Origin of the sequence: Streptomyces sp. NPDC005811, from assembly GCF_040630405.1 — a bacterium.
Taxonomy (GTDB): Bacteria; Actinomycetota; Actinomycetes; order Streptomycetales; family Streptomycetaceae; genus Streptomyces.
In genome coordinates this window covers 1-19,545 of the sequence record NZ_JBEXXK010000055.1, presented here as the reverse complement: position 1 = coordinate 19,545, position 19,545 = coordinate 1, and the positions used below count along the sequence as shown (strand labels likewise).

11 protein-coding genes are annotated in these 19,545 nt (G+C 74.6%); 9 read left to right on the top strand and 2 right to left on the bottom strand.

Annotated elements, in window-relative coordinates; translation table 11 throughout:
• Window positions 1-81: 81 nt before the first annotated feature.
• The 7 genes from ABZ490_RS41120 (at window position 82) to ABZ490_RS41090 (ending at window position 16,790) form a co-directional block, all read left to right on the top strand.
• Window positions 82-6,615 carry an amino acid adenylation domain-containing protein gene (locus ABZ490_RS41120; RefSeq protein ID WP_359002528.1) on the top strand — a complete coding sequence of 2,178 codons (6,534 nt, stop codon included), beginning with the start codon at window positions 82-84 and terminating at the stop codon, window positions 6,613-6,615.
• Complete coding sequence (locus ABZ490_RS41115; protein ID WP_359002526.1) at window positions 6,612-12,734, top strand: amino acid adenylation domain-containing protein; 6,123 nt, start codon at window positions 6,612-6,614, stop codon at window positions 12,732-12,734. Before ABZ490_RS41120 ends, ABZ490_RS41115 begins: the two co-directional genes overlap by 4 nt.
• Window positions 12,735-12,801: 67 nt before the next feature.
• On the top strand, window positions 12,802-13,029 hold the full coding sequence (locus tag ABZ490_RS41110; RefSeq protein WP_055635563.1) for an MbtH family protein: 228 nt from the start codon (window positions 12,802-12,804) through the stop codon (window positions 13,027-13,029).
• The gene (locus ABZ490_RS41105) at window positions 13,026-14,435 is read left to right on the top strand and encodes an MFS transporter (protein WP_359002524.1); all 1,410 of its coding nucleotides are present in this window, start codon (window positions 13,026-13,028) and stop codon (window positions 14,433-14,435) included. Before ABZ490_RS41110 ends, ABZ490_RS41105 begins: the two co-directional genes overlap by 4 nt.
• The gene (gntD, locus tag ABZ490_RS41100) at window positions 14,392-15,411 is read left to right on the top strand and encodes a guanitoxin biosynthesis L-enduracididine beta-hydroxylase GntD (protein ID WP_359002522.1); all 1,020 of its coding nucleotides are present in this window, start codon (window positions 14,392-14,394) and stop codon (window positions 15,409-15,411) included. The genes ABZ490_RS41105 and gntD overlap by 44 nt, the downstream gene beginning before the upstream one ends.
• A gap of 60 nt (window positions 15,412-15,471) precedes the next feature.
• Entirely contained in the window at window positions 15,472-16,224 is a 753-nt protein-coding gene (locus tag ABZ490_RS41095) for an SDR family oxidoreductase (protein WP_359002520.1), read from the top strand.
• A 44-nt stretch (window positions 16,225-16,268) separates the two neighbouring features.
• Complete coding sequence (locus tag ABZ490_RS41090; RefSeq protein ID WP_359002518.1) at window positions 16,269-16,790, top strand: flavin reductase family protein; 522 nt, start codon at window positions 16,269-16,271, stop codon at window positions 16,788-16,790.
• Window positions 16,791-16,797: 7 nt separating this feature from the next.
• Here the strand turns inward: ABZ490_RS41090 and ABZ490_RS41085 are convergent, their stop codons facing one another.
• Both ABZ490_RS41085 and ABZ490_RS41080 read right to left on the bottom strand, forming a co-directional pair.
• The gene (locus tag ABZ490_RS41085) at window positions 16,798-17,289 is read right to left on the bottom strand and encodes a hypothetical protein (protein ID WP_359002516.1); all 492 of its coding nucleotides are present in this window, start codon (window positions 17,287-17,289) and stop codon (window positions 16,798-16,800) included.
• A gap of 287 nt (window positions 17,290-17,576) precedes the next feature.
• Complete coding sequence (locus tag ABZ490_RS41080) at window positions 17,577-18,623, bottom strand: helix-turn-helix transcriptional regulator (RefSeq protein WP_359002514.1); 1,047 nt, start codon at window positions 18,621-18,623, stop codon at window positions 17,577-17,579.
• 151 nt (window positions 18,624-18,774) lie between these two features.
• Between ABZ490_RS41080 and ABZ490_RS41075 the strand changes: the two genes are divergently transcribed.
• Together ABZ490_RS41075 and ABZ490_RS41070 are read left to right on the top strand one after the other, a co-directional pair.
• Entirely contained in the window at window positions 18,775-19,023 is a 249-nt protein-coding gene (locus ABZ490_RS41075; protein WP_359002512.1) for a hypothetical protein, read from the top strand.
• 253 nt (window positions 19,024-19,276) lie between these two features.
• Window positions 19,277-19,495 (top strand): helix-turn-helix transcriptional regulator, encoded by a 219-nt coding sequence (locus ABZ490_RS41070; protein WP_359002510.1) that lies wholly within the window; start codon window positions 19,277-19,279, stop codon window positions 19,493-19,495.
• Window positions 19,496-19,545: the final 50 nt, after the last annotated feature.

The window sequence follows — 19,545 nt, the reverse complement described above, 5'->3', positions numbered from 1 at the left end:
TGCGCAACGACATGGGCGACGCGGCATGTTCACGGTATTTCGCGGTGTCCCGACCGCCGTAGCTCCGACCGAGGTGGAGTCATGTCTGCTGCCCAGCACACTTCGCTGCCGTTGACGGCAGCCCAGAGCGGGGTCTGGTTCGCGCACCAGCTGAATCGGAATTCTCCCGTGTACAACGTCGGCGAATTCGTGGAAATCCACGGGCCGGTCGACGGGGACCTGTTCGAGGCCGCCCTGGAGCAAGTGGTCGAGGAGGCCGGGGCGTTGCGCATCCGGCCGGTGGAGGAGCGGGACGGCCCCCGGCAAGTACTCGACGGCCACGGGCAGGTGCTCGACGGCCACCGGCAGATGCGCGAGGGCCCCCGGCTGGTCCGGCTCGATCTGTCCGGCGAGGAGGACCCCGAGGGGGCGGCGCGCGCGTACATCGCCGCGGACCTGGCCCGGCCCGTGGACCTGGGCGAGGGGGAGCTGTACGCGTACGCCCTGATCAAGCTGGCCGAGGACCGCTACTTCTGGCACCAGCGCTACCACCACGTCCTCGTGGACGCGTTCGGGGCGGCGGCCGTCACCGGGCGCGTGGCCCGCGTCTACACCGCGCTGGCCGCCGGCGAGCCGGCCGACGAGGGCGCCTTCGCGCCGTACGGCGCGCTGCTGGAGGGCGAGAGCGCCTACCGGGGCTCCGAGCAGTACGGCAAGGACCGGGCGCACTGGGCCGGGCGGTTCGCCGACCGTCCCGACGAGATCGCCACGTTCGCCGGCTCCGGGCGCGCCGCCCCGCCCTCGGACACCTTCCTGCGGCGCGTCACCCGGCTGTCCCCCGAGGTGCTGGACCGGCTGCGGGCGACCGCCCGTGCCGCCCGCACCTCCTGGTCGGCCGTCGTCGTCGCGGCCGTCGCCGCGCAGCTGCACCGGGTCACGGGACTGCGGGACATCACCGTCGGCATTCCCGTCTCCGCGCGCCATGGGGCCGAGGCGCGGAACATTCCGGGAATGGTGTCCAACGAACTCCCGCTGCGCATCAGCCTTTCCCCGGACATGACGGTCGGGGACGTGCTGCGGAATGTCGCCGGAGAACTCAGGAATCTGCTCCGGCATCAGCGTTATCCGTACGGGGATCTACGGCGCGATCTGCGGCTGCTCGACGAGGGACGGCATCTTTTCGGCCCCATGGTGAACATCATGCCCTTCGATTTCGACGTCACGTTCGCCGGGCATCCGATCACCGTGCACAACATGTCGAACGGGCCGGTCGGCGACCTCTCGATCGCCGTGTACGAGCGCTCCGACGGCAACGGGCTCCAGTTCTCCTTCGACGCCAACCCCGCGCTCTACGACACGGACGAACTGGCCCGCGTCCAGGAGCGTTTCCTCGCCTTCCTCACCGCGCTGGCCACGGCGGACCCCGCTCTCCCGCTCGGCCGCCTGGACACGCTGACCGCCCCGGAGATCGAGGCGGCCCGGTCCGGCGCGGGAGCGCCGCCGCGCCCGGTCGCCCCCGCCACGGTCGCCGAGCTGTTCGCCGCCCAGGCCGCCCGTACCCCCGACGCCCGCGCCCTGGTCTCGCCCGGCCGCGCGCTCACCTTCCGCGAGCTCGACGCGTCCGCCAACCAGCTGGCCCATCTGCTGGCCGGCCTCGGCGCCGGACCCGAGCGGTGCGTGGCCCTGGCCCTGCCGCGCGGCGCGGACACGGTCGTCGCCCTGCTCGGTGTCCTCAAGGCGGGTGCCGCCTATGTGCCGCTGGACCCGGAGCACCCGGCCGAGCGGACCCGGCAGATCCTCGCCGAGACCGCCCCGGCGCTGATCCTGACCACCGCCGCGTCGGCCGGGGCACTGCCCCGGGACGAGGACGCTCCGGTGCTGCTCCTGGAGGACGCCGGTCTCGGTCTGCCCGGACTTCCGGTGTCCGACCCCACGGACGCCGACCGCACCCGGCCCCTGCTCCCCCGGCATCTCGCCTACGTCATCCACACCTCCGGCTCCACCGGCCGGCCCAAGGGCGTCGCCGTCGAGCACCACAGCCTGAGCAACCTGTTCGAGCACCATCGGCGCGTCCTCATCGAGCCCGCGGTGGCGGAGGCCGGGGTGGAGCGCTTCCGGGTGGCGCTGACCAACGCGTTCGTGTTCGACGCCTCCTGGACGGCGCTGCTGTGGCTGGTCGCCGGGCACGAGCTGCACGTCGTGGACGACGCGACCCGCCGGGACGCGGGCGCGCTCGCGGCGTACGCCGACCGGCACGCCGTCGACGTGCTGGACACCACGCCCACCCACGCCCGCCAGTTGCTGAACGCCGGGCTGCTGGACGGCGGGCGCCGGCCCAAGGTGCTCGTGCTCGGCGGTGAGGCCGTCCCGGACGACCTGTGGGCCGAACTCCGCGCCACCCCGGGCCTGACCGCCCGCAATGTGTACGGGCCGACGGAGTGCACGGTCGACTCGATGTACTGCGATCTGCGGGCCGCGGCCGCTCCCGCGATCGGCCGGCCCGTCGACAACCTGGCGGCCCGGGTCCTGGACGGTGCCCTGCGGCCCGTGGCGGACGGGGCCGTCGGTGAACTCTTCCTGTCCGGCGCCGGACTGGCCCGCGGGTACCTGGGCCGGGGCGCGCTCACCGCGGAACGGTTCGTCGCCGATCCGTTCGGCGCTCCCGGCGCGCGCATGTACCGCACCGGCGACCTCGTGCGGCGGGGCGCGGACGGTCTCCTCGTCTACGTGGGCCGGGCCGACACGCAGGTGAAGCTGCGCGGTTTCCGGATCGAGCCCGGGGAGATCGAGTCCGTCCTGGCCGGCCATCCGGCCGTCGCGCAGTGCGCCGTCGTGGTGCGCGAGGACCGGTCGGGGGTACGACGGCTCGTCGCCTACGTCGTGACGGTCCCCGGTGCCGCCCTGCCGGACGCGGGAGTGCTGCGGGAGCATCTGGCCGCGTCCCTCCCCGAGTACATGGTCCCGGCCGGTTTCACCGCCCTGGACACCCTGCCCCTGACCCACAACGGGAAGCTCGACCGCGACGCCCTGCCCGCCCCCGAGATCACCGGCGCCGCCGACAGCCGCGCGCCCCGCACCCCCGTCGAACGGACGCTGTGCGCCCTGTACGCCGAACTCCTCGACGTGGACCGGGTCGGCATCGACGACAGCTTCTTCGCGCTCGGCGGCGACTCCCCGCTGGCCGTGCGGCTGGCCGCGCGGGCCCGGGAGGCCTCGGTCGTCATCGCGCCCCGGGACGTGTTCCTGCACAAGACCGTCGCCGGGCTGGCCGAGGTGGCACGCCGGCACCCCGGGGAGGGCGAGGAGCGGCCCGTCCGCCCGCTGCCCGGCCCGGACGACGCCGAGCGCGCCGCCCTCGCCGTCTCCCACCCCGGGCACACCGCCGTCCTGCCGCTCACCCCGCTGCAGGAGGGCATGCTGTTCCACGCCCACTACGAGGGCACGGCGGGCATCGACCCGTACATCGCGCAGACCGCGTACGAACTGATCGGCCCGCTGCGCCCGGACCGGCTGCGGGCCGCCTGCGACGCGCTCCTCGCCCGGCACGAGTCGCTGCGCGCGGCCTTCACGCACTCCGCGACCGGCCGGGCCTTCCAGGTGATCACCGCGGCGCACCAGGCGCCATGGACCGAACTGGACCTGACGGGACTGCCGACGGACGGCCAGGACAGCCAGGACAGCCAGGACAGCCAGGACGGCCAGGACGGCCAGCGGGAGCGGATCGCCCGGGAGTTGGCCGCCGACCGCGCCCGCCCGTTCGACATGGCCCGCGCGCCCCTCGTGCGCTTCCTGCTCGTACGGCTGGCGGACGAACGGCACCTCTTCGTGGTCACCGGCCATCACATCGTCCTCGACGGCGCCTCGCTCGGCGTGGTCCTGGACGACCTCCTCGACGCGTACGGCGGCGCCGAGGGGCGCGCGGCGGCACCGCTCGGGCTGCGCGACTACGCCGAGTGGCTCGCCGTACAGGACGGGCGGGCGGCCGAGAAGGCGTGGGCGGCGGCACTGGAGGGCGTCGAGGAGCCGACGCTCGCGGTGCCCGACGCCGATCAGGACCGGGCGCCCGTCCTGGCCGAGCAGGTACGGGTCACCCTCGATCCCGCGCGCACCGCGGCGCTGACCGCGACGGCCCGCGCCCGTTCCCTGACGGCCAACACCGTCGTGCAGGCCGCGTGGGCGGTGACGCTCGCCCAGCTCACCGGCCGTGACGACGTCGTCTTCGGCACCACGGTCTCCCTGCGCCCGGCCGAACTGCCCGGCGTCGAGCGGCTGGCCGGGCTGCTGATCAACACCGTGCCGGTACGGGTGCGGCTCGACGCGGGCGAACCGCTGGAGCGGCTGCTCGCCCGGGTCCAGGACGAGCAGGCCGCCCTCTCCCCGCACCACCACCTCGGCCTCGCCGACATCGGCCGGACCACCGGGGCGGACCGGCTCTTCGACACCTCCACGGTCTTCGAGAACCACTCCGGGAACCATTCGGGGAACCATTCCGGGGACCCGGGGATCATCGGGGAGTCGGCCGGGCTGACCGTGCGCGCCGTCGGCGGTGACGGCGCCACCCACTATCCGCTGACGCTGATCGCCGAGCCGGGCGAGCGGCTGAGCCTGCGGCTCGCGTACCGGCCCGACCTCGTCGACCGGAGCACCGCGCGGGCGGTCGTCGCGCGCACGGCCCGCTTCCTGGAGGCGTTCACCGCCGCGCCGCACGCCCCGCTCGCCACCGTGGACCTGCTGTCCGCCGAGGAACGCGATCAGGTGCTGCGCGCGTGGAACGCCTCCGTCGCGCCTCCGTCGGACTCCGCGATCCACCGGCGGTTCGCCGAGCAGGCGGCGCGCACACCCGGCGCCGTCGCGGTCACCGGTGGCGCGGGCACCCTCACCTACGCCGAACTCGACGCCCGTTCCGACGCGTTGGCCCACCGGCTGCTCGCCCTCGGGGTGCGGCCCGAGGAGCGCGTGGCGGTCCTCCAGGAGCGCTCGCCGGAGCTGATCGTCTCGCTGCTGGCGGTCCTGAAGGCGGGCGGCGCGTACATGCCGCTCGACGCCCGCTCCCCCGCCGACCGGCTGCGCGCGATGACGGGCGGCACGGGGGCCCGTGTCCTCCTCACCGACCTCGCCTCGCGGGACCTGGCGCGGGAACTCGCCCCCGGGCAGCTCCTCGTCGTGGACGGGCCGGCACCCGAGGTGCCCGACACGACCGGCCCGCTCCCCGGGGTCCGTGCGGACCGGCTCGCGTACGTCCTGTTCACCTCGGGCTCGACCGGTGAGCCCAAGGCGGTCGGTGTCACCCACCGGGCGGTGCTGGACCTGACCGGGGACGGCGCGTTCGGCGGCGAGGCCCACCGGTCGGTGCTCCAGCACTCCACCCAGGCCTTCGACGCGGCGACGTACGAGATGTGGGTGCCGCTGCTCTCCGGCGGCCGGATCGTGCTCGCGCCGCCCGGACAGCTGGACGGGCCGGCCCTGGAGCGGCTGGTCGCCGAACACGGGGTGACCGCGCTGTGGCTGACGGCCGGGCTGTTCCGGCTGCTCGCCGAGGAGTCCCCGGGCGCTTTCGCGGGGCTGCGGGAGGTGTGGGCGGGCGGTGACGTCGTGCCCGGACACGCCGTGCGCGCGGTGCTGGCCGCACACCCGGGGCTGGTCGTCGTCGACGGCTACGGCCCCACGGAGACCACCGTGTTCGCCGCGCGCCACCGGATGCGGGCCGGGGACGCGATACCGGCCACGGTGCCCGTCGGGCGGCCGATGGACGGCATCCGCGCCTATGTCCTCGACGGCGCGCTGCGGCCCGTACCGCCGGGTGTGGCCGGTGAACTGCACCTGGCCGGCGCCGGACTGGCCCGCGGTTACCTGGGCCGCCCGGAGGCGACCGCCGAGCGTTTCGTGGCCGACCCGTTCGGGGCACCGGGCGGGCGCATGTACCGCACCGGTGACCTGGTGCGCTGGAACGACCGGGGCGAACTGGTCTTCCTCGGCCGCGCGGACGACCAGCTGAAGATCCGCGGTTTCCGGGTCGAGCCGGGGGAGATCGAGGCCGCCCTGGCCCGGCACCCCGGGGTCGCCCAGTGCTGTGTCGTGGCGCGCGAGGACACTCCCGGCGTCAAGCGGCTCACCGCTTACGTGGTGCCACCGCCGGGCGGCGAGGCGCCGGCGGAGGCCGGACTGCGCGCCCATCTGGCCCCGTTGCTCGCCGACTACCAGGTGCCGGCCGCGTTCGTGCCGCTGCCGTCCCTGCCGCTGACCCGCAACGGCAAGATCGACCGGCGTGCGCTGCCCGCTCCCGCCGTCACGGCCGACCCCACCGGACGAGCCCCGGCCACGCCCCGTGAGGAACTGCTCTGCGCCCTGTTCGGCGAGGTGCTGGGTCTGGCCTCGGTCGGTCCCGACGACGCGTTCTTCGCCCTCGGCGGCGACTCCATCCTCTCGGTCCGGCTGGTCGCGCGGGCCCGCGGGGCGGGGCTGGTCCTCACCGCCCGGGACGTCTTCACCCACCGTACGCCCGCCGCGCTCGCGGTGATCGCCCAGGACCTGGCGGCCGAGCCGCCCGGATGGGCCGAGGAAGCCGAGCCGTCCCCGATCGCCCTGCCCGACGACGAACTGGCCGAACTGATGGCCGCATGGGAGTCCGCCCAGTGAACGCGACGCCGCACGCCGCGCCCCGGTCCGCCCCCGGGAGCCGCCCGGACCTCGACATCCTGCCGCCGACCCCCCTCCAGGAGGGCATGCTCTTCCACGCCCTGTACGACGGCGAGGGCAGCGATGTGTACACCGTCCAGACCTCGCTGGAGCTGACCGGCCCCCTCGACCGGGACGCGCTGCGGAAGGCCTGCGCGGCCGTGCCGGCGCGGCATCCCGCCCTGCGGGCCGGGTTCCTCCAGCGCGGGACGGGGCGGGCGGTGCAGATCGTGCCGCGCACGGTGGAGGTGCCGTGGGCGGAGGACGACCTGAGCCCGCTGCCGGAGGCGGAGCGGTCCGCCGCGCTCGACCGGATCACCGCAGAGGACCGGGAGCGCCGCTTCACCCTCTCCGCCCCGCCGCTGATCCGGTTCCGGCTGCTGCGCCTGGACACCGACCGGCATGTGCTGCTCCTGACCAACCACCACATCCTGCTGGACGGCTGGTCGCTGCCGCTGGTGCTGCGGGATCTGTTCGAGCTGTACGACCGTGGCGGCAGCGCCGACGGTATGGAGCCGGCGCCGTCCTTCCGCCGGCATCTCGGCTGGCTGGCCGCACAGGACCGGGAGGGCGCGCGGACGGCGTGGCGCGCGGCCCTCGACGGCCTGGAGGAGCCCACGCTGCTGGGGCCCGCCGGCACGGGCGGCGGGGCGCCCGGGTTCCCGCGGCGCGTGGTCACCCATCTCACCGAGTCGCTGACCGCCGGGCTGACCCGCCGCGCCCGCTCCCGCGGTGTCACGGTCAACACGCTGGTGCAGGCCGCCTGGGCGCTGCTGCTGGCCCGTGCGACCGGCCGGCAGGACGTGGTGTTCGGGGCGACCGTCTCCGGGCGGCCGGCGGAACTGCCGGGCGTGGAGGAGACGGTGGGCCTGTTCATCAACACCGTGCCGGTCAGGGTGCGGCTGGACCCGGCCGAATCGCTCGGTGCCCTGGTGGAGCGCCTCCAGGAGGAGCAGGCCGCGCTGCTCCCGCACCATCATCTCGGTCTCGCCGACATCCAGCGCACGGCCGGTCTCGGCGACCTGTTCGACACGGCGGTCGTCTTCGAGAACGCCCCCTTCGACGAGGAGTCACTGGACCGGACGTTCGGCGGGGTGCGCGTCGCGCTCCTGGAGGACACGGCCACGACGGGCACCATGCACTACCCGCTCAGCCTGGTGGCCGTGCCCGGGCGGCGGCTGCGCCTCGACCTCAGCCATCAGCCCGGGGTCGTGGACACCGCGGCGGCGCACGGGCTGGCCCGCACGCTGACCCGGATCCTGGGCGCCCTGGCCGCCACCCCCGACCTGCCCGTCGGCGGCGTCGGCGCGCTGGACACGGAGGACCGGGCGGCGCTCCTGGCCGCCGGGACCGGGCCGGCCGTCACGCATCCGGCGGCCACGCTGCCCGAGCTGTTCGCCGCGCAGGCCGCGCGCACCCCCTCCGCCCCGGCCGTCGTCTTCGGGGGCACGACCCTGACGTACGCCGAACTCGACGCCCGGGCCACGCGGTTGGCGCACGCCCTGGTGGCCCGGGACGCCGGGCCGGGGCGGATCGTCGCCGTCGCCCTGCCCCGCTCGCCGGACCTGCTGGTGACGCTGTACGCCGTGCACAAGGCGGGGGCCGCCTATCTGCCGGTGGACCCGGACTATCCGCCGGACCGGGTGCGGTACATGCTCGACGACGCGTGCCCCGCGCTCGTGATGACCCCGGAGCTGTACGGGCGGCTGGCCGAGGAGCCGGTGGCCGACGGCGGGGAGCTGCCCCGCGTGGACCCGCTCGCACCCGCCTACATGATCTACACCTCCGGCTCGACCGGCCGCCCCAAGGGGGTGCTCGTCCCCCACCGGGGCATCGTCAACCGGCTGCTCTGGATGCAGTCCGCCTACGAACTGACGGCGGCGGACCGGGTGTTGCAGAAGACGCCGTCCAGTTTCGACGTGTCGGTGTGGGAGTTCTTCTGGCCGCTGATCACCGGAGCCACGCTGGTCGTGGCCCGGCCGGAGGGGCACAAGGATCCCGCGTACCTGGCGGAGCTGATCCGGCGCGAGGGCGTGACGACGCTGCACTTCGTGCCGTCCATGCTGGAGTCCTTCCTGCGCACGCCGGGGGCCGCCCGGTGCACGGGCCTGCGCCGGGTCGTCTGCAGCGGCGAGGCGCTCCCCACCGCGCTCGCCGACCGCTTCCACGACCTGTTCGACGCCGCCGGCACCACGCTCCACAACCTGTACGGCCCCACCGAGGCCTCCGTCGACGTCACCCACCGGCGCAGCACGCCCGGCGGGTCGACGCCCTCGGTGCCCATCGGCCGCCCGGTCGACAACACCGGCGTCCACGTCCTCGACGCGGGACTCCAGCCCGCCCGTCCGGGTGCCCCCGGCGAGCTGTACCTCTCGGGGGTCCAGCTGGCCCACGGGTACCACGGGCGGCGGGCACTGACCGCCGAGCGGTTCGTCGCCGACCCGTTCGGCCCGCCCGGGTCACGGATGTACCGCACCGGCGACATCGTGCGCTGGACCGAGGACGGCGAACTGCTCTACCTGGGACGGGCGGACGACCAGGTCAAGCTGCGCGGCTTCCGCATCGAACTCGGGGAGATCGAGTCCGTCCTGGCGCGTCACCCGTCCGTGGGCACCCCGGCGGTCGTCGTCCGCGAGGACCGGCCCGGCGTCAGGCGCCTGATCGCGTACGTCGTCCCGGCGGACCCGGCCCGCGCGGCGGAGTACGACACCGAGGAGCTGCGCGCCCACTGCGCCGACGCACTGCCGGAGCACATGGTCCCGCAGGCGTTCGTACCGCTGGCGGAACTGCCCCTGTCGCTCAGCGGGAAGCTCGACCGCAAGGCGCTGCCCGCGCCCGCGTTCACCGCCGCCGGCGGACGGGCCGCGCGGGGCCCGGTGGAGGAGACCCTCTGCGCGCTCTTCGCCGAGGTGCTCGGGGTGCCGGACGTCGGACCGGACGACGGCTTCTTCGCCCTCGGCGGCGACTCCATCCTGTCCATCCAGCTCGTCACGGCGGCCCGCCGCGCCGGGCTCGTCCTCACCCCGCGCGACGTGTTCCGGCACCGCACCGTGGCCGCGCTCGCCACGGTGGCCGCACCGGTGGACACCGCGCCCGTCGCCGAGCCAGAGGACGCGGGCACCGGGCCCGTGCCGCTCACGCCCATCGCCCACTGGTTGCGCGCGCAGGGCGGACCGGTGGCCGGGTTCCACCAGTCCCAGCTGGTCCGGGTCCCGGCCGGACTGCGCGAGGAGGATCTGGTCGCGGCGCTCCAGGCCGTCCTGGACCGGCACGACGCACTGCGGCTGAGACTCGGTGACGACGGTGGCACCGGGTGGACCCTGGAGGTGACCGCGCGGGGTTCCGTGCGCGCCGCCGACTGCCTCACCCTGCACCGGAGTCCGGGCGAGACCCTGGCGGACCTGGCCAGGGCGGCACAGCGGAATCTCGACCCCCGCGGCGGCCGGCTCCTGCGGGCCGTCTGGCTCGACCGGGGCGCGACGGAACCGGGCCGACTGCTGCTGATGGTGCATCACCTCGCCGTGGACGGCGTGTCCTGGCGGATCCTGCTGCCCGATCTCGCGGCGGCCTGGCGGGCGGCGGCGGCCGGACAGGACGCGTACGCCGCGCTGGACCCGGTGCCGGCCTCCCTGCGCACCTGGTCGCGGCGGCTCACCGAGGCCGCCCACTCCCCGGCGCGCGCGGCCGAACTGCCGCTGTGGCAGGCGGTGTCGGCCGCGGAGGACCCCTTGCTGACCGACCGGCCGCTCGACCCGGCCCGTGACGTCTACGCCACCCGCGAGAACCTCACCCTCACCCTGCCCGCCCCGGAGACGGCCGCGCTGCTGACGACGGTGCCCGAGGCGTTCCACGCCGGTGTCGACGACGTCCTGCTGACGGCCCTCGCACTGGCCGTCGCGCACTGGCGCGGAGGGGAGCCGGGGGGCGGCGTCCTCGTCGACCTGGAGGGCCACGGCCGGCAGGAGGAACTCGCCCCCGGGCTCGATCTCTCCCGCACGGTGGGCTGGTTCACCGCCCTGTACCCCGTGCGCCTGGACCCGGCGGTCACGGACTGGGACGACGTCTGGTCCGGCGGGGCCGCGCTCGGACGTGCCGTGAAGACCGTCAAGGAACAGCTGCGGGCCGTACCGGACCGGGGCATCGGCCACGGACTCCTGCGCCACCTCAACCCCGACACCGGCCCGCTGCTCGCCGTCGGCCGCACCCCGCAGATCGGCTTCAACTACCTGGGCCGCTTCGCGGCGGGCCGCGCCGCCGACTGGGAGGCGGCCGAGGAGGGGGACGCGCCGGTCTCCCCGGCCGACGCCGGGATGCCGCTGCCGCACGCCGTCGATCTGAACGCCGTCACCGAGGACGGCCCCGGCGGCCCCCGCCTGGTGGCCGACTGGTCCTGGCCCGGCACGCTGCTCGACGAGGCGCGCGTACGGGAACTCGCCGACGCCTGGTTCCGGGCACTGCGCGCGCTCGTCGCCCACACCTCCGGCGGAGGGGGCGGGCTGACCCCGTCCGACCTCGGGGTGGTGGCCGTCGCCGGTGAGCGGATCGGGCAGGACGAGCTGGAGAGGCTCGAAGCGCGCTGGGCCGGGCACGGGTTGGCCGATGTCCTGCCCGTCTCCCCGTTGCAGGAAGGGCTGTTGTTCCATGCGCTGTACGACGAGGAGACGACGGACGTCTACCACGTGCAGCTGGCCCTCGCCCTGGACGGCCCTGTCGACCGTGCCGCCCTGCGGGCCGCCTGCCGTGACCTGGTCCGCCGGCACGCGCCGCTGCGCACCGCCTTCGGCACGCTCGCCTCGGGCGCACCGGTGCAACTCGTGCTGCGCGACGCGGAACCGCTCTGGGCGGAGCACGGACTCGCCCCCTCCACGGGGGACGGGGAGCGGGCGGAGATCCTCGCCGCGGACCTGGCCGACCGCTTCCCCCTCACCGGGCCGTCGCTCGCCCGCTTCACCCTGCTGCGGGAGACGGACGACCACCACACCCTGCTTCTGACGGTCCATCATCTCCTGCTCGACGGCTGGTCCCTGCCGGTGCTGCTGCGCGATCTGTTCGCCCTGTACGAGGCCCGGGAGCGCGGTGTCGGGCAGCTGCCCGCGCCACTGCCCGCGGCCGGTGTGCGCGACCATCTGGCCTGGCAGGCCGGGCAGGACCGGGACGCCGCGGAGAAGGCCTGGCGGCACGCGCTCGACGGGCTGGACGGGCCGACCCTGCTGGCCCCGGGGGCCGCGCGCGGCGGCACACCGCTCCCGGCGGAGCGGGTGGTGACGGAGCTGACCGAGGCGGAGACCGCCGCGCTGAACGTGCTGGCCCGGACCCACGGGGTCACGCCCAACACCCTGATGCAGACGGCCTGGGCGCTCGTCCTGGCCGAGGCGACGGGGCGGCGCGACGTGGTCTTCGGCGCGACCGTGTCCCTGCGTCCGCCGGAGCTGGCGGGGGTGGAGCACGCGGTCGGGCTGTTCATCAACACCGTGCCGGTGCGGGTGCGGCTGAGGGACGGTGAACCGCTGGAAGACCTCCTCGCCCGTGTCCAGGAGGAGCAGTCCGCCCTCACCCCGCACCACCACCTGGGGCTGCCGCGCATCCACGCGCTGGCGAGCGGCACCCCGCTCTTCGACACCTCGACCGTCTTCGAGAACTACCCCGCGGACCCGGCCGGGGTGCGCGCCGGAGGCATACGGCTGTCCGGTCTCGACGGCCGGGACGCCTACCACTACCCGATGACCCTCATGGGCGTCCCCGGCGACCGGCTCCATCTGCAACTGCGCTACCGGCCGGACCTGTTCGACCGCGACACCGCCGAGCGCACCGCCGCGAGGCTCCGCGCGGTGCTCACCGGGTTCCCCGCGCTGCCGTCCCCGGCGGAGGGTCCCGTGGACGCCGTACGCGCGCTGTTCGCGGAGGTCCTGGGGCTCGACCACGTGGGCCCCGACGACGACTTCTTCGCCCTGGGCGGCGACTCGCCGCGCGCGCTGCGGCTCGCGGGCCGGATCCGCGCCCTCGGTCTCGATCCACGGCTCCCCGTCCGGACGGTCTTCGACCGGCCGACGCCCCGGGGGCTGGCGCGACGCCTCGGCTGACCGCCGACGCATCACCTCACATCCACGGCCTCACGTCCATGTCCCGAAACCTTGGAGGAACCCCGTCATGAGCAGCCCCTTCGACAACCCCGACGGCACTTTCCTGGTCCTCGTCAACGACGAGAACCAGCACTCCCTGTGGCCCTCGTTCGCCGAGGTGCCGGCCGGCTGGGCGGTGGCCCGGCCGGAGGGCTCGCGCCAGGACTGCCTGGACTACATCGGCGAGCACTGGACGGACATCCGGCCCGCGAGCCTGGTCCGCGCGATGGACGCCGACGCCGTACGGGCCCGGTGAGCGCGCCCCTCGCGGTGGTGGCCGTCGCCTTCCTCTCCCGGGCGAGCCAGCTCGGTCTGTTCTCGGCGGAGGTGCTCATCCTCCTCGACCGGGGTGTGACCGAGGGCACGATCGGGCTGGTGATGGCCGCCGCCGCGGCCGGCGGGGCGCTGGCCCAGCTCGCCGCGGGCCGCTGGGGGCACCGCTGCCGCACCACCCGGATGACCCTGCTCGGCACGGGGGTGCAGAGCGCCGGCTGTCTGGCGTTCGCCACGCTCACCCCGTGGTGGAGCCTGGCCGCCGCCGACTTCCTGCTGATGGCGGGGGCGGCACTGACGACGACGGGACTGCGCGCCACCCTGGCCGCGCGAGCCCCCGGCGGCCGGGCGCCGGGGGCGGACCGACTGGAGCGGGCCTACGGCCGGCTGACGGCCGCGCAGATGCTGGGCGCGCTGGTCGGCCCGCTGGGCGCGGGGGCCGTCCTCCTGCACGGGAGTGCGGGGGCGGCGTGGGCCGCCACCGCGGTCGCCCTCACGGCGACCGCGGTGGCGGGCACGGCGGGCCTAAGGGACGAGGCTGTACGGCCGGCCCGCGCCCGGTCGCGACCTGAGCCGGCGGGCCTGGCGCAGGAGGCCGGGCAACCGGCCCGCACCAGCTCGCAGCCGTCACCGGCCGGCCTCCTGGACGAGCCGGTGCGACCGGATCGTTCCGGGGCGCCGCCGGGATCGGGGCACCCGGTCGGCCCGTCCCTCCCGTGTGGTCCGCGGCCCCCGCTGCCCGTCACCCTGTGGCCGCTCCTGGTGCTGCTGTTCGGTATCACCGCCCTCTACGGCGGCTACTCCGTGGTCTGGGCGGTGTATCTCCGGGGGCTGGGTGCCCGGGACGCGGTGATCGCCTGGTCGGCGGCCTGTCTGGCGCTGCCCGCCCTCGCCCTGTCGCCCCGGGCCGGAGCCGTCCTGCCCCGGGTGTCCCGGCCCGTCCTCATCCGCTGCGCGGCACTGGTCATCGGCTGCTGCGCCTGTCTGTACCCCCTGGTCGGCTCGGTGGCCGCCGCGATCGCCCTGTCCGTCACCGAGGGGATCCTCCTGGCCGTCGCCCTGCCGCTGATCTCCGCGCAGGTCGCCCGGAACGCCGGCCCCGGCCGCACGGCGAGGGCCTTCGGCCTCCTCGGCACGGCGGACGCCCTCGGCAGCGGACTGGGCACGGCGCTGGGCGGGGCGCTGCTCGCCCAGGGCGGGGCGGGCGAGGCCTTCCGGTTCAGCGGCGTCCTGTGCCTGCTCTGCGCCGCCGCCTCCCTGGTCCCCGTCCTCCTGCGCCCGCCCGTCTCCCCCACGTCCGCCTCACCCCCGATGTCCCTCTCTTCAGAAACCGGCAGGTCACCCCATGTATCACGGTCTTCCCCTCGAATACGTCCTGTCCGCCGCTGAGACCGAGCAGATCCAGGAGGCGCTCGCCGGCCTCCGCGACTCCTCCCCCACCCCCGCACAGCCCGCGTTCTACGACCGTCACTGGGACGCCGCGGCCCACCTCCCGCCACGACTGCGCGGCTTCCTGGAGCACTTCCGCCGCGCCGAGCCCGCCGCCGCCCTGGTGATCCACGGCTTCCCGGTCGACGACGCGGCCGTCGGCGCCACCCCGGCGCACTGGGCGGACGTACCCGCCGACGGGCCGCCCCTCGACCAGGAGCTGTTCCTGGCGATGGTCGGCACCGCCCTCGGCGACCCCTTCACCTTCTCCACCCTCCAGCTGGGCCGGGTCGTGCAGAACCTGCTGCCCATCCGCGGCGACGAGCTGCGGCAGAGCGGGCACGGCAGCGAGTGCCTGCTGGAGTTCCACACCGAGGACGGCTTCCACCCGGGCCGCTGCGACTATCTGCTGCTGTTCGGGATGCGCAACGACGAGCGGGTGCCGACCATCGTGGCGTCCGTCCGCGACGTCAAGATCAGTGACGAGACCGCCGATCTGCTGCGTACGCCACGCTTCCTGATCCGCCCCGACGACGAGCACGTCCGTCAGCTCCAGGAACGCCATCCCGGCCACCCGGCGCTGGCCGGCATGCTGCGGATGCAGTCCGACCCCGAGCCCGTGCCGGTCCTGTCCGGCGACCGGGAGCGCCCCTATCTGCGCGTCGACTACCCGTTCATGACCTGCGCCGGCCGGGACGGGGCCGCCCAGCGGGCCCTGGACGAGCTGATGGAGGAGCTGGAGCGGGTCCAGCTCGACGTGGTCGTGGAGCAGGGCAGCCTGGCGGTGGTGGACAACTACGTCGCCGTACACGGCCGCAGGCCGTTCCGGGCCGCGCACGACGGCAGGGACCGCTGGCTCAAGCGCATGATCGTCAGCCGTGATCTGCGCAAGACGACCCCGCACGCCTCGCCGGGCGCCGCGCGGGTCCTGTTCTGACCCCTGCCCGCCCCAGAACTCCGCCCCATAACTCCGCCCCAAGGAAAGGGACTGCACATCATGCGCACCATCGTCGTCTCCGGTGGCTCCAGCGGGATCGGCCTGGCCACCGTCGAGCGCTTCGCGCGCGCGGGTGACCGTGTGGTCAGCCTGGACATCGCCGAACCGTCGCACGAGCCGCGCGGCCCGGTCTCCTGGGTCCGCTGCGACGTCGCGGACTGGCAGGCCGTCGAGGACGCCCTGACCCGGGTGCACCGGGACCACTCCCTGGACGTCGTCATCGCCAACGCCGGCATCAGTGTCCGGCACGGTGTCCTCGACCTCACCGAGGAGGCCGCACGGCGCGTGGTCGACGTGAACCTCCTCGGCACCCTGGGCATGTGGCGCGCCGCCGCCCGTCTGATGGCCGAGGGCGACGGCGGGGTGCTGCTGGCCACCGCGTCCGTCAACGGCCGCCGCGGTTACCCGTACTACGCCGACTACAACGCCACCAAGGCCGGCATCATCGCCCTCACCCAGACCTTCGCCCTGGAGCTGAGCCCCCGTATCCGCGTGGCCTGTGTGAGCCCCGGGGCGGTGCTGACGCCCATGCAGCTCGCCGAGTACACCGACGACATGCTGGCCGGCGTCAACGCGCGGATCCCGGCCGGCCGGCACGCCTCCCCCGAGGAGATCGCGGCCGCGTTCCACTATCTGGCCTCGCCCGAGGCCGCGTTCCTGACCGGCCAGGAGCTGGTCGTCGACGGCGGTGAGACGGCGGGCGCGACCACCGCCGAGTTCGGCACGGCCGCCCGCGCCTCCGTCCCGGCCTAGTCAAGGCCGCCGCTTCCGACGCCCGGAAAGGCAGGACCCGACACATGACCGCGACCACCCAGGACGCCGTCGCTCCCCCGGGCGGCTCCGGCACGGTCCCGCCGGACGCGTTCCGCGCGGCGATGAACCGCTTCGCCCGCAGTGTCACCGTGGTGACCGCGTACGACGGAGCGGACCCGGTCGGCTGCACGGCCACCGCGGTGCTCTCCCTGACCGACCGGCCGCCGACGCTCCTCGTGTCGCTGGCCTCGGACAGTGGGACGCTCCGGCACGTCCGGGCCGCGGGCCGCTTCGGGGTGAGCGTCCTGCCGTACCGGCTGCGCGCGCTGGCCGCCCGGTTCGCGGAGGCGCCGGCGGACCGGCGCTTCGACGGTGTCGACCACGGGGGCGTGTACGGCGCTCCCCTGCTCGGCGGCGCGGTGGCCGGGGTGGTGTGCCGGGTCACGCGGTACGTGCCCCTGGGGGACCACACCCTGGTCGTCGGCCAGGTGGTGCACGTGGCGACGGACGAGGGCGCGGAGCCCCTGATCCACTTCGCGCGGCGGCAGACGCGGCCCGAGCGGTGACGCGGGCTCACCAGACCGGCGGGTGCAGCGCGAGGACGAGCAGCGTGCACGGCGAGTGCGCCTCGTTGAGTTCGTAGCCGAAACCGCTCGGCACGTAGAGGGCCTCGCCGACCCTCAGCCGCAGTTCCAGGGGGCGGTCCAGCACGGCCCGGGCCCGTCCGGGCGGTGCCGGTTCGACGCGGCCGCCGCAGCTGCCGCGCACGGGCAGCAGCACGAGGTCGGTCGCGGCGGTGTTGCCGCCGCTGTGCGCGCCGGGTTCCAGGGTCAGGAACGAGCTCCCGACCCGGCAGGCCAGCAGCTCACCGAGGCCGGAGGTGAGCGCGGCCGTCCCGGCGGCCACGCCGTGCGTCGGCTCGGCGTCGACCAGCACGGCGTCGACGCCGTCCGGCCACACCAGGGCCGGCCCCCTGTCGCGGTGCACCGACAGGCACAGGGCCAGATCCCTGACGAAGAGCTCCAGACCCGTTGTGCCCCGGCCGAGGTCTCCTGCGTAGTCCACGTCCCGCTCCGCTCCGCATCGCACCCGCAACGTCCCGCGTGCCGTGGTTCACGCGCGGACGGCCCGTACGTGGTACACGGGACGTCCCGGGAAGGGCAGGTCTCCTGTTCTTCCGCCACATGACCGCGGGGCGAGCGGTGCCGTGGCTCCGGCCCGCGCCTGCGGTTTGCAGGAACTCTGCTGCACACGGAGGGAGTTGCGGGAGTCCCGGGATCACGGTACCGAACCGGCGGCGGCCCGTCTCCGCCGCGGCGATGTCCCGGGATGTCCCTAGAGGTGCGCGCGGATCAGTCCGCCGGACCCGTTCCGGAGCCGGGCTCCGGCACGTCGTCGAGGAGGCCCTGCTGGGCCGCGAGGACCCCGGCCTGGAAACGGCTCTCGGCGCCGAGGGTCTCCATGATGTCCGCGATGTGTTTTCTCGCGGTGCGCAGGGACATGCCGATCCGGCGGGCGATGCTCTCGTCCTTGAGGCCGGCCGCGAGCAGCCGCACGATCGTCCGGTGGATGTCCTTGGCGACGAGTTCCAGGCCGTCGGCGGCGGCGTCGGAGAACGGCGCGGCCTGGGTCCACGCCTGCTCGAACACCTCGCACAGGTAGTGCACGACGGAGGGTTCCCTGATCACCACCGCGCCCCAGGTGCCGCCGCGTTCGGGGATGAAGGCGACCTTGCGGTCGAAGACGATCAGCCGGCCGAACAGCTCGTGCGCGGTGCGGTACTCGGCGCCGAGGGCGGACACGGTCGCGACATAGGCCTGGCTGGGTCCGTTGAAGCGTGCGGTGTGGTGGTAGAGCGTGCGCATCCGCACCCCGCGGGAGAGCATCGCGGTGTCGCGGGCCAGTGCCTCCTGGAGGACGGCCGGCACCCGGTTCCCGCCGGGCTGGCTGGTGAGCATCTCCTCGGCGCACTCCTCGGCGGCCCGGTTCAGGGCGGCGCGCACCTCCTCCACTCCGGGGATCACCTCCAGATCGACCGACCCGCGGCTGAGGCTGTCCCGGTAGTGGCCGCGCAGATCGGCGAACTGGTCGCGGATGCGGTGCAGTTCGGCCTCCTGGGTGCGGATCGCGGACTCCATGGAGATGGTCACCACGGCGGCCACGAGGTCCGGGTCGACGGGGCGCAGCCGCGCCGGGTCGTCTAAGTCGGCCTTGAGCAGGCCGAGTCCGGTCAGGGAGACGACGGCGGCCTCCGCCTCCTCGCAGCCGAGGCCGAGTTCGCGGGCGGCGCGCTCCGGGTCCATGCGTCCGTTCGCCGACACCCATCGATAGAGGGCGACCTCCCGGTCGTTGAGCCGTACAGGCGGGTCGATTGCCCGGTTCTGTTCAGGTATAACCATTACATCCCCTGTTCGTTTTGCTGCGGGGCAGCTTGGTGAGCACCTCGTGCGCTGGCCATGACCCCGTCGGGACGGAAGTCTTGAGGCACCGGAGAGCGAATACACGGAACTACCGGTTCCGTTCAAGAATTCAGAACCAGGAGTGCCTCAGATGAAATCCTTCCGTGCCACCGCCGCCGCAGCGTCCGTCCTCGCGTGCATCGCATTCGGCACGCTTGTGGGAGCGGCCCACACCCTGTCGGCGCCCGCGCCCGGAACGGCCACGCACTCCGTGCTCGCCGGCACGGCGGAGACCAACGACGACAGCGGCTGGGGCGGCCGGTACGCCAACGACGTGGTCACCGAGGCGGCCGCCATCGTCACCGACGGAGACAGCGGCTGGGGCAGCTCGGGCAGCTGAGCCGGTCCGCACACGGCTCGACGAGCCCCGGGACCGGCGTGACGGGATCGAGCTGAAGGTCACCACTCGGCTCGCACCCCCACCGTGTCGTCCCCCGATCACGGCGCACCCTAACCCGCCCCGCCGGAATCCGGCGCGGCGGCGCGCGCGACACGCCCGGCAGTCCTGAGCGTCGAGCCGGCGAAGGCCCGGCCGCGAGGCCCTCGTCTTCACCAAGAAAGGCACACCTGTGAGTCCGTTCACCGTCGAAATAGTGAAGCAACTCAGCGACCGTGAGCTCGAAGTACTCGGCTATCTCGCCGAGGGCCACACGTATTCCTCCATCGCGCGGAGAATGAATCTCAGTCCGCACACCGTGGACACGTATCTGCGCCGAATCCGGGGAAAGGCGGGGGTCAGCAACCGGGCGCATCTGATGGTGCTGGCGCTCCAGGTCTCCCGCCGCCTCGACCTCGGCCTGGCCCAGGCGTAGTACCGCTTCCACGACGGCGGAGGGCGCCGGCGGACGATCCCGCCGGCGCC